General features: G+C 25.6%; 15 protein-coding genes. 3 read left to right on the top strand and 12 right to left on the bottom strand.

Going from position 1 to position 11818, the window contains the following annotated elements:
- Window positions 1-170: 170 nt before the first annotated feature.
- Entirely contained in the window at window positions 171-1085 is a 915-nt protein-coding gene (locus J7M87_RS12020) for a M15 family metallopeptidase (RefSeq protein WP_291651288.1), read from the bottom strand.
- Between the two features lie 139 nt (window positions 1086-1224).
- Here J7M87_RS12020 and J7M87_RS12015 point away from each other — a divergent pair, with 139 nt between their 5' ends.
- The gene (locus tag J7M87_RS12015) at window positions 1225-2535 is read left to right on the top strand and encodes an aspartate kinase (protein WP_291651287.1); all 1311 of its coding nucleotides are present in this window, start codon (window positions 1225-1227) and stop codon (window positions 2533-2535) included.
- A 75-nt stretch (window positions 2536-2610) separates the two neighbouring features.
- Here J7M87_RS12015 and J7M87_RS12010 read toward each other — a convergent pair whose 3' ends face one another.
- From J7M87_RS12010 to J7M87_RS12000, 3 genes are all read right to left on the bottom strand, one after another.
- On the bottom strand, window positions 2611-3117 hold the full coding sequence (locus J7M87_RS12010) for a hypothetical protein (protein WP_291651286.1): 507 nt from the start codon (window positions 3115-3117) through the stop codon (window positions 2611-2613).
- 92 nt (window positions 3118-3209) lie between these two features.
- Complete coding sequence (locus J7M87_RS12005) at window positions 3210-3692, bottom strand: cupin domain-containing protein (protein WP_291651285.1); 483 nt, start codon at window positions 3690-3692, stop codon at window positions 3210-3212.
- A gap of 520 nt (window positions 3693-4212) precedes the next feature.
- The gene (locus J7M87_RS12000; protein WP_291651284.1) at window positions 4213-4737 is read right to left on the bottom strand and encodes a dihydrofolate reductase family protein; all 525 of its coding nucleotides are present in this window, start codon (window positions 4735-4737) and stop codon (window positions 4213-4215) included.
- Between the two features lie 500 nt (window positions 4738-5237).
- On the opposite strand from J7M87_RS12000, the gene J7M87_RS20440 reads away from it, so the two are divergent.
- Window positions 5238-5336: a DUF4177 domain-containing protein gene (locus J7M87_RS20440; protein ID WP_365845443.1), complete on the top strand. Its 99-nt coding sequence runs from the start codon at window positions 5238-5240 to the stop codon at window positions 5334-5336.
- 199 nt (window positions 5337-5535) lie between these two features.
- On the opposite strand, the gene J7M87_RS11995 is transcribed toward J7M87_RS20440, so the two are convergent.
- From J7M87_RS11995 to J7M87_RS11960, 8 genes are all read right to left on the bottom strand, one after another.
- Window positions 5536-6327, bottom strand: coding sequence for a lipid II flippase Amj family protein (locus tag J7M87_RS11995; RefSeq protein ID WP_291651283.1), 792 nt, complete (start codon window positions 6325-6327; stop codon window positions 5536-5538).
- Between the two features lie 296 nt (window positions 6328-6623).
- The gene (gene lepB, locus J7M87_RS11990) at window positions 6624-7220 is read right to left on the bottom strand and encodes a signal peptidase I (RefSeq protein ID WP_291651282.1); all 597 of its coding nucleotides are present in this window, start codon (window positions 7218-7220) and stop codon (window positions 6624-6626) included.
- A 38-nt stretch (window positions 7221-7258) separates the two neighbouring features.
- Window positions 7259-8056, bottom strand: a complete 798-nt coding sequence (locus tag J7M87_RS11985; protein WP_291651281.1) for a hypothetical protein — start codon at window positions 8054-8056, stop codon at window positions 7259-7261.
- Window positions 8057-8091: 35 nt separating this feature from the next.
- Window positions 8092-8616 (bottom strand): GNAT family protein, encoded by a 525-nt coding sequence (locus J7M87_RS11980; RefSeq protein WP_291651280.1) that lies wholly within the window; start codon window positions 8614-8616, stop codon window positions 8092-8094.
- A 47-nt stretch (window positions 8617-8663) separates the two neighbouring features.
- On the bottom strand, window positions 8664-8852 hold the full coding sequence (locus J7M87_RS11975) for a hypothetical protein (protein ID WP_291651279.1): 189 nt from the start codon (window positions 8850-8852) through the stop codon (window positions 8664-8666).
- A gap of 135 nt (window positions 8853-8987) precedes the next feature.
- Window positions 8988-9161 carry a hypothetical protein gene (locus J7M87_RS11970; RefSeq protein WP_291651278.1) on the bottom strand — a complete coding sequence of 58 codons (174 nt, stop codon included), beginning with the start codon at window positions 9159-9161 and terminating at the stop codon, window positions 8988-8990.
- 27 nt (window positions 9162-9188) lie between these two features.
- On the bottom strand, window positions 9189-9470 hold the full coding sequence (locus J7M87_RS11965; protein ID WP_291651277.1) for a hypothetical protein: 282 nt from the start codon (window positions 9468-9470) through the stop codon (window positions 9189-9191).
- 96 nt (window positions 9471-9566) lie between these two features.
- Window positions 9567-9917, bottom strand: a complete 351-nt coding sequence (locus J7M87_RS11960) for a hypothetical protein (protein WP_291651276.1) — start codon at window positions 9915-9917, stop codon at window positions 9567-9569.
- 302 nt (window positions 9918-10219) lie between these two features.
- Here J7M87_RS11960 and J7M87_RS11955 point away from each other — a divergent pair, with 302 nt between their 5' ends.
- Window positions 10220-11686: an SPFH domain-containing protein gene (locus tag J7M87_RS11955; protein WP_291651275.1), complete on the top strand. Its 1467-nt coding sequence runs from the start codon at window positions 10220-10222 to the stop codon at window positions 11684-11686.
- The last annotated feature ends 132 nt before the right edge of the window (window positions 11687-11818 follow it).

Genomic DNA, 11818 nt, shown 5'->3' with positions numbered 1-11818 from the left:
ATAATTGATATTTTTTTAATTAACATATAATTTTACACTTTATATATTCAATAATTTTAAAATATTCCCCTCTAGATACCATTAATACTATGATTAACATTTTATATGAAAACAAAAATTTAAAAACTATGCTATTTAAACATTAATGTTTATATAGCATAGCTTCAAATTCATAATTTCTCATCAATGAAATTTATTTTATTTTGTGTTTCATCATTTATAGGTACACCTTCATACCATTTATCGTTATTTTTCTTTATTGATTCACCAAAATATTTACTTTTTAATATTATTTCTGGTCTGTACTCAAAATGTAAAATATCAAAATGCTCCCATTTTCCTCCCCATACAAAGCCATTTTCTTCAAATACTCTAACTAATTCCTTAGGATAGCCTTCTATTCTCTTGCTTCCTTTAGTTTTATCAACCCATTTCCAATAATCTGCATCATTTCTACTTAAATCTATAGCTATTCCATAAGCATGTGGACTAAGCCTTCCAGTATCTTGTATAACCCTATAATTATACCCTCCGCTTATAGGGAAAATGTAACTATTGATTTTATTATCTGTTTTAGCTATTTCTCTTGCCTCATTTAAAGCTTTCTTTAAAGATTCACCTGCTTTAGCATTTTTATTGAACATTACATTACCACAAGATGTTGAAAAAGAAGATAAATTCTTTTCTATTTGATTTTGATTACTTCCATAAATACTGTTAAGAAAAGAATATGCTCTACCTCTACCAGGATCAATTCCATCTACAACCATACTTATACTCTCTAATGGATATATATCCTCTAGCGTATCTTGCAAATCAGCATTTGCTGTTTTCATATCTTTACTTTTTTCTTTTTTATCATCATACAAAATCTTTTTATTGTTACTTAATACCAAATATATTTGTTCATCTTCAGATACTTCTATATCTTTTATTTCTTCTGGATAAGCTAGCATTAAAACTAATAAATCTCGTTTAGCATTATTTATGTATGTACTGTCTTCCATAACCATTGCTTGTGGTTTATATTCTATTAAGGCAAATAAAAGTACTATACAATATATAATTATAAATTTCTTTTTCATATTTTCACCTACTTATATTTTATAATTTTATTATTCCTAAAAAAAATAAACATACTCTGATAATTTAATAATTTTTAATTTGAGATTTTTTTAAATTACTGTTAATATATAGTAAATACTTTTTATAAGGGGGCAAAATATGAGTATTATAGTTTCTAAGTTTGGGGGAAGTTCTCTGGCTGATGGTAATCAATTTAAAAAGGTAAAGGATATTCTTTTATCTGATAATAGAAGAAAGTTTGTTATACCTTCTGCACCAGGAAAGAGGAACTCCAAAGATTTTAAAATTACAGACCTTTTATATCTTTGTCAAGCACACATTGAATCTAGTATTCCACTAGATGATGTATTTAATCTAATATCTAATAGATATAAAGCTATAGTCTATGAGCTTGACCTTTCATTAGATATAGACAATTATTTAAATGAAATAAAAAAGGATATAGAAAATGGAGCATCTAAAGAATATGCTGCAAGTAGGGGCGAATATCTAAATGGTATTATTCTTGCAAATTATTTAGATTTTAAGTTTATAGATGCTAAAGATGTCATTATATTTAATAAGTATGGAAGCTTAGATACCGAAGCTACATATAAAGCATTAAAAAATACACTTTCTAATTATGAAAAAGCTGTAATTCCAGGGTTTTATGGATGTGATCCTCTTGGGAATATAGTTACGTTTTCTAGAGGAGGCTCTGATATTACAGGTTCCTTAGTTGCTGCAAGCATAAATGCTGATTTGTATGAAAATTGGACAGACGTATCTGGCTTCTTAATGGCTGATCCTAAAATAGTCAAAAATCCCATGCAAATCAGTAAAATTACTTATAGGGAATTAAGAGAACTTTCTTATATGGGAGCATCTGTCTTGCATGAAGAATCTGTTTTTCCTGTAAAAAACGCTGGGATACCCATTAATATAAAAAATACTAATATTCCATCAGATCCAGGAACACTGATTGTCAAGGATATGGAACCTGATTATAATAATCCTATAAAGGGAATTGCTGGTAAAAAAGATTTTACAGTAATTTCTATTGAAAAAGCAATGATGAATTCGGAGCTTGGATTTTGCAGAAAGGTTCTATCAATCCTAGAACAAAACTGTATTTCCTTTGAAAACATGCCTTCTGGTATAGATACTGTTTGTGTTGTTATATCAGATTCACAGCTTAATAATAAAATAGATATTTTAGTTGATGAAATTAAAAGAGTATGCAATCCAGATTCAATTGTAGTACATCCTAATATGGCTCTTATTGCGACAGTTGGCAATGGAATGTCTTCAAACAAAGGAATTGCAGCTAAAATCTTTTCATCTTTATGTGATTCTAATATTAATATAAGAATGATTGATCAAGGTTCTAGTGAAATTAATATCCTTATAGGAATAGAAAATGACGATTTTGAAAAGGGAATTAACTCAATTTATAAAGCATTTATTTAAATTATAAAGCTGAAGGCAAAATGCTAGTTTAACCTAACATTTTGCCTTTTAAATTATTTATTATAATTATTTTACTTACCTATTTATAGGCACTATATCTACTCTATTTTCATCTTCCCTTATACTTATATCCATTTCTAAATTCCCAGTTGTTTCACTTCCAACTATTTTTATTCTACTAGTCCCTTTCTTTATAGTATATTTACCTTCTCCTAATTGAGTCTGCTCTAAAATATTTATAATATTGTTATTTGGATCTATCAAAACTACTTTAAACTTTCCTGATTCAATATTAGAACTGTATTTTATAGTAATTTCTGTGTCATTGCCTGACATAACCTGCCAAATAGTATCCATTCCTGTAAACTTGAAAGTTATATCTGTACTGGAATTTTCATTTATACCCTTTTTTTCTAAATAAGAGTGATTATCATTTATTGATACTATCTTTGAATTATCATTATATATACAGTTTTCATTATTTTCAAAATAAAACTTGTCTAGAAATCTATTTATCGTTATTACTATTCCAGATACTATAATTATAGGTCCAATAAAATAAACGAGTTTTTTATTACTCATACTTCTCACTTCTCCAAATTTCGTAAACCCCGGAAAATATTATATCACATGATTACATTTTATTCATATATATAGATGCTAAATTATTTAAACTAATTATTCTTCTCTCTAGTAAGTTTTATTATCACATCCTTATGCTCTGGATATAGTTTTAAAAGATATTCCCTTTCAAATAATTCAAACTCTTCATATTCAAATGCTGGAGCAACCATACATCCAACTAAAGAAAAGCCCTCATTATTCATGGCTGAACCAAATATATATCCTTTTGGTACTAAGACTTGTGGAATTTCTCCACTTTCTATATTTATACCAAGTTGCTTACTTATAAGTTCCCCCTGTGGACTTATCATATAAATTGTAAGTGCTTCTCCATCATGGTAATACCATAATTCATCAGATTTTAATCTATGAAAATTTGATACTTCGCCTGTTCTTAAAAGAAAATATATACTACTCCACAAATTTTTCTTTTCTCTTACCTTCTCTTCAGATAAAAATGATTCTTTGAAGTATCCACCTTCTACATGTGGTAGCATTTCTAGATTTTTTATGTAATATTCTGCATTTTTCATTTTAAATCCCTCCCTTTATTTATTAATATTATATACTAATTTTCTAAATATTGCATTTATTCACTTTATTTACAGGTCTAATAATAAAGTATTTAATGAAACCTATTTATTTCTAATTATTTCTAAATATAAATAGGGTTCTACTAAATCTATATAAATTTAATAGAATCCTATTTATATTAATTAATCCTCTCTAACTAGATAATGATTTCCATCCTCATCAAAGGAAGTAAACATAAAACTGTATGGAATTTTAATCACTTCTCCAACACTCCTTTGCTTTCCCTTGATCACCAGCATATATAGTTATCTTTCTTATTTTTTAATTATCAGTATTCCTCTAAAATTTATAGAATAATTATAATTTTTATTAAAAACAAGCGACATAAATACTATTTAGCTTTTTATCATATGCTCCAATAATTTTTTATATAAAATTTCAACTTTCCTCTCATCATATAAATATTTAAAGTTAGGTCCATCTATATATACATAAAAGATTAAAATAATATATATGTCATTATTTTTTTATATAATGATTTTGAACTATTCCATCGAAAATAGAGCTTTCCATTAGCTTCAATTTTATTTCTGGGGTGTTTTTTTTAAATAAAGGAATTCCATTTCCTAAGATAGTAGGTATAGTAGCAATAATATATTCATCTATTAAATCAACTTTTAAAAATAAGTCTACTATTTCAGCTCCACCTACAACCCATATATCTTTACCTTCTCTTTCCTTTAGCCTCTTAATAAGTTTTTTAGGATCTTCATTTATGAATTCCACATATTGATTTTTTTCTATATTCTTTCTAGTATAAACATAACCTTTAGCATCTTTATATGGATATTCTCCCCATCCTATAACTTGATCATAAGTTGACTTTCCCATAATTACTGTATCAATATTACTATAAAATTTTTCATATCCATTATTAACATTTGGATTACTTCCATCACCAACTAACCAATCTACATCTCCATTTTCTCGTGCTATATATCCATCTAAACTTACAGCAATATATAATACAACTTTTCTACTCATAACATCATCCTCCTAGATTTATATTACTTAAATAAAGAACATTAATATTTAAAAGAAAATTTGCAAACTAAAGTCTATATATTAATTTATATATATCATATAGAATTTGAAATATACTCTACAAATTACTATAGTATAAGTTATATCGTATTATATCATATAAGGTTATTTATTTAGTTATTTTATATAACTTTGTGAAAATAATAAAATATTATAATTATTAATATAATACTAAATGTTGTTATATTTATACTGCTAATTCCTTTGAATATTCAATAGCATTTTAAATTTAAAACACTTCTTTATTACTCATTTTTATCCCCTACTTTATTCCTAATTTTCTTCTTTCCCCTAGATATTCTTGTATAAATGCTATCTTTCTAGTATCTAATTTCTTTAACAATTTCTTAATTTACTTTTTTATTAACAACAATTAATATACCTAACGGGATATAAAATAATTAAAATAAATTAAAGCATATTTATGGAGGTTAGTTTATATGTATGAGTACAAATTTATAAGACTAGAATTAAAAGGTTTTATAGAATCAAAACCCAGCCAAGACTATCACGAAATAATAACTGTGCATGCAAAATAAAGATGGCGGCTAGTACAAATCCTTACCCACCCAACTTGTGTTTATGAATCTGCTACTCATTTTGAATTAATATTTGAAAAACAAATTTAATAAAAATATTATTTAATGATAAAGTAAAATAAGAAAGATTAGCACCTATCTTTCTTATTTTGCTTTATTGCTTTAAATGTAATTTTCATTTTACACCTTAATATATTAATTATATAAAATTAGCTATAAAAGCAATCAAATATGACGCTGGTATAAATAGTATCAATGCCATAAAAGTACCTACCACTTTACTTCCTACCATAGCTATAACACAAGCCCTAAAATCTTCTTCACTACATTTACCATCTACTACATCATCAGTCATAATAGATAAATAAGGATCAATAAAAATTGATGTCAGTATTGTTGCTGTTCCATTAATTACTGGTGATAAAGATAAACAAGTCATTCTAAGGTCTGGAGCTATGCTTGCTGCATATATTGGTGCAAAGGCTCCTGCCGTAATAATAGCTACAGAAATAAAATTATAAAATAATATTTTTTTAGGAAGTCTTCTATAATTTATACTTGTTAAACTTTCTTTTACGGGAATTGCTATACTATCTCTCATATATTTCACACCACTTTTTGAAAAACTATGTATAATAAGTCTAGGAATTGACCTTTCTATTGAAAAGTGATTTACAGCCTTACTAAACATTTGCTGAAATGTTGGTATTAAAAAGGCTCCCACTATAGATGCTATACCTGAAATTATAATTATTAAATTAAATATATTAAGTAAAGCTCCACTACTTGGATCGCTTTCTACAAATTTTGTTAATAAAGGAGTTTGGAATGTTAGTGCAGTTCTTGAAACAAGCATTAATACATTAAATACTGCAAATGTAACAGCTATTTTTCCTGTTCTAACCCCTACTAATCTAACTGAATATGCTAATGTTCCAATTAATGAAATTATAAAGTTTAATACTAAAACAATTATAATTTGTGTATCCAACTTATATCACATCCTTTAATTTTATTTTTAAATGTATATTTTAAAATAATTTATCATCAACTCTAACTTTATTATTGAATATTTTATTAATTTATAAATTTTGATGATACTACTAAGATTGTCTAAATACCTATAGTCCTTTTAATTATAACTAAATGTGTTTATAACTAAAACATACTTTGGCAATTATAATATATTCGTAATAATTAAAAAGTGAATAATATAATATACTATCCACTTCCTAAGATTAATTATTTAGTTCAAAAATATCTTTAAATTTAATATATATCCTAATTTTATTCTATAACTCCAAATTTACTAAATGGTGATAACCTAAACACTGCTTTTCCTTCAACTTGATTAATGTTAATAAGTCCAAAATCCCTACTATCTCTGCTTTTTTCTCTATTATCTCCAAGCACAAATAAAGTATCTTCTTCTACCTTAATTGGAAAATCCATATCTCTTATATATGTATTACCCTTAACATAGGTTTCCTCTAGCATATTACCATTTAAATATACATACCCATCCTTTATATCTATTTCATCTCCTGGAACACCTATTACTCTTTTAACTAGTCTAGTTCTAGTGTCAGTATTATATGATATTGAAGCTATTTCTTTTAAATATTTATAAATTTCTTCAAACACAGTACCTTTCTCTTCATTATCAAAAAATATTATAATATCTCCTCTTTTAGCTGTAGTAAAATTGTAGCTAATTTTATCAACTATAAGTTTTTCATCATTATATAATGTGTTCTCCATTGATTCTTGCTGGACTTTAGCACTAGCTAATACTTCTGTATTTACTAATGCTACTAATATTATACTTCCTAATATAGTTAAAATTCCGCCTCTAATTTCCTTTATGATATTTTTATTATTCAAGTTAATATCCTCCTCAATACAACCTACTCTCAGAGTATTTATAAATACTTTTTAAGTATATCTTTAACAAAACTCGGAAAATACCTTGTTAAATCTGCATGATTTTCATAGTCATGTACATCATAATATTTATTAAAATTATATTTATTTATTTCCTCAATTAAAGGCTTTATATCTGACTCATAAGTTTCTTCATTATTTGAATAGTGAAGATATATAGAACTATTATTTTCCTTATTAGATTCTATAACATTTTGCATTAAGCTATCTAAAATTTCTATAGATTCTATGCTAGTATCTCCCATTATATATTCAAGAATTTTCTTATGTCCTGGTAAATTTAAATAACTACCTAACCTATACTGCGGTGCTCCCGCAATAATTATACTATCTTTTCTATGCAATCCGAAATATAAAGCCGAATATCCACCTTTACTAGATCCCATAAAAATAACTTTTTTTGCTTCTACTTCCTTTGTTATCTCATTTATTAAAGAATTCACATCCTTTTCTATTGCAAAATCTTTATTTTTTCCTAAATAGTATGCGCCTCTAGAGTCAAAGCCAAAATCATCTAAAATGAAAAGCTTATTACACTTAAAATCTTCCACAGTTTTAACATAATTATATCTTGCTTTTTGCCCAACTTTTGTACATGCTGTAAATATTATTAATAGATCCTTTGAATTTTTATTTTCTTCAAAAACATAATTAATATTATATTGTTTACCTTTATAAGTTTTCTGTTTAAAAATAACCATATTCTTAGCTTTAATTAAATCAATAAATTTACTTAATTTTGTTAGAAACACTTCAATCTTTTTCAATTTACACACCTCTATAAGTTCAATAATTTATAATAAAAAAAATATTAATTATAAATATCTCTAAATTCTTTTTCTAATATACTCATAATATACACATCATGAAATTCATTATTTATATAAATAGCATCTCTTTTTGTTCCTTCTAAATTAAATCCTACCTTTTCATACATAGCCTTTGCACGTGGGTTATAATCATAAACTTCTAATTCAACTCTATGTAAATTTAATTCTGTAAATGCAATCTGTAAAGCTTTATTAGTAGCTTTTAGTCCAATCCCCTTATTAAAGTTATTTTTATTAAATATTGCTATTCTAAAACTACATGATTTATAATCATCATCTATATCCATAAGTACAACTTCCCCAATAATTGTATCATTATTACATATTAAGAAATGCCTTCTTTCTTTGCTACTTATTGATTTTTGAATAAATACATCTATTTCTTCTTTTGTAGGATATTTTGTAGTTCCAGTATAATAAAACATTTCTTTATCTGGATTTTCAAATCCTAGCTTCCAATACTCCTCTTTATCTGATATATCTAACAATCGTAAGTCTATCTTCATACCCTACCTACCTCCTATAATTTGATTCAATTTATTATAAATACTACTTAAATTTCTTCTAGCACACTAGTAACATCATATATAAGATTACTGAAAAACTCTTGCATTATATAAATGGCAGAAGCAATTACTATTATTAAGCCTAAGTAAGTAATTAACTTCTTCATACTTTTTCTTCCACATTTAATTAATATAAATCCCAAAATTAATGCTACTAATACTAAAATATTTATCATAATCCTCTCCTAAAATATAGCATTTTCTTCTACTTATATTCAATATATATTTTTTTGCCACAGTTTTATAAACTTCTTAAGAGATTTTTTTATCAAATATTTTAGAAAACTCCTTACTAAATAATCCTGTAATTTTTATTGCTTTTTTATCCATTCATTTTCATTAATTCCCGCTTTAACTGATTTTTTTATAGAATTATTAAACTCCTCAAAGCTATCTTTTATAGCATGCCTCACTACTAACCGTATAGTAAAATATAATATTATAAAAAATAATATTATAGGAATTAAAGCTATAATTCCTACCATTGTACCCCTCCTTAGTGTAAAATACTTTTAATAATATACAGATGATATCACTCCTAAAATTACACCTATATATATTAATATTATGAAAGAAAAAATAGTTATAGTTAATATAACTATATCAATTTTTTTATTTATCTTATATTTTCTTGATATGATAAATGCTATTAAACCCAATAAAATTGAAGACACCCATATTAAATATACATTTAATTTATCTAATAAATAAGACTTATTCAATAGCAATAGTAAAATCCATATATTTATTGAAATAATAATAGCTAAAATAATATAAAGTATCTCCTTTTTCATAATAATTTCTCCCTAAAACTACTACTAATAGTTCTTTATTTTTTAAGTTAAATTTTAACTACATACTATTTTGCAAAATCATTAATTTTTATAGAGTTATGTATTTATTGTTATTAATTTACTCTCTATTTTTATAAAAATAATTACTATAATAGAAAGTACTATCCCCCACCATATTAATATTAAATATGCATATGTAGTATCAAATAATCCTCCTCTTTTATCTTCATATATAATATCATCTTTAGAATATTTATAAAAATTCAAGTTTTCTTTTTTATCATAACAATAAAAGTTATTTATAAAATTTATCTTCTTAGTTTTAATAATTTCTACACTTGACTTTTCCTTATAATATAAATGTACAGTATAAAATTTAAGATAAGATAATGGAACAAATAAAACTATTAACAATATTAACAAACTTTTTTTTAATTTCTGTTCCAACTTTTTAATTCCTCCTTAATTATATTATTAATGTAGTTTAATCAATAATTTATATAAAAACTTAAATTGTTAATAAATTTAGTCTTATTAAAATATATGGTCTTTATTTTAATTCGTATATTTCATACAATTAATTTTAATTCGATTTTATATTTTTCAACATTTTGTACCTATTATACCATAAAATGTATTATCAATATAAATGTTTTAACCTTATTTTTCTAAATATTTCATATTTTTTAAATTTTTATGATAAAATATAAATGTAGATATATTTTGAATTTATAAAGGGGGAAATAATAATGGATATTTTTCTTGAAAAACTATTAAATGCTCTTCCAATAATAATTATTGTGATTATTGTTTTAATAGTATTTCTATCTTTTTGGAGAAGAGTACCTGCTGATAAAGCAATGGTAATTACAGGTCTTCGAAAAAGAGTTTTACTTGGAAGAGGGGGATTAATGATTCCCGTACTAGAAACATCTTCAACTATTTCACTAGAAAACATATCAATGACAACAGATGTAAGTGAAGCACCTGCTAAACAAGGTATATTTGTTAATATAGTTGGTACCGCAGTTGTAAAAGTTAAAAATGATAGCGAAAACGTATTAAAAGCAGTAGAACAATTTTGTAGTGGTGGAGAAAAAAATACAGTAAATGTAATAAAAACTATAGTTGAACAAATATTAGAAGGTAAGTTAAGAGGTATTATTTCTACATTAACTGTTGAACAAATAAATGAAGATAGAGCTTCATTTGAACAACGAATTGAAGATGATATAAGAAATGAATTGGGATCAATGGGTCTAGTCTTAATATCCTATACAATTTTAAAAATAAGTACTCAAGGTGGTTATTTAGAAAATAGAGCTAAACCACAAATAGCAGCTGCTAAATCAGAAGCTGATATAGCTGAAGCTGAAAGAAAGAGAGATACAGAAATTAAAACTGCTAGTGCAACAAGAGAAGGCCAAAAAGCAAAACTAGAAGCTGAAGCTGAAATTGCTCAAAGTGAAAGAGATAAAAAAATTAAACTAGAAGCATTTAGAGCTGAACAAGATAAAGCAAAAGCAAATGCTGACGTAGCCTATAGATTACAAGAAGTTGAAAACAACTCAATCTTAGCTGAACAGCAAGCTGAACTTGCTGAAAAAGAAGCTCTAGTTGTTGAAAAGAAATTAATAGCCGAAGTAAAGAAATCTGCTGATGCTAAAAAGTATGAAGTTGAAGTTGCTGCAGAAGCTAATAAAATCCAAGCAATTAGACAAGCCGAAGCTGAAGCTGAGGCTATAAGAGTTAGAGCAATAGCTGAAGCTGATGCTAAAAAAATACAAGCTCAAGCAGATGCAGAAGCCATAAGAGCAAAGGGGTTAGCTGAAGCTGATGCCATTAAGGCCAAAGGTATTGCAGAAGCTGAAGCAAAAGATAGATTGGCTGAGGCTATGGCTAAATATGGAGAAGCTGCAATAGTTGAAATGGTAGTGAATAGATTACCAGATGTAATGAAAGAAGTTGCAAGTCCATTAGAACAAATAGATAAATTAACCGTTATAGATAATGGTGGATCTCAAGGAGCATCAAAAGTTGCTAAAATTGTTACTGATGTTACTGCTAATGGCTTTGAAGTATTAAAAGATATAACAGGGGTAGACTTAGCAAACGTGATAAATAGCTTTGTTAATAAACAATCTAATCCAATATCTAACTCTACAAACATTAATCCGAAAGATACAGAAGAAAATATAACTAATATAATAGAGTAACTTATAAAAAATTACTACAAGAATTAAAAACTTGTAGTAATTTTTGTTTTTATTTATTTTTATTATTCAGTAACTATACTTTTAATTTACTATTAAAAACTTAATTATTATATTTTTATCTTTAATAATACT

The sequence above is a fragment of the Clostridium sp. genome, assembly GCF_017888565.1.
Classification (GTDB): domain Bacteria; phylum Bacillota; class Clostridia; order Clostridiales; family Clostridiaceae; genus Clostridium.
This window is presented reverse-complemented; position numbering and strand designations above follow the sequence as displayed.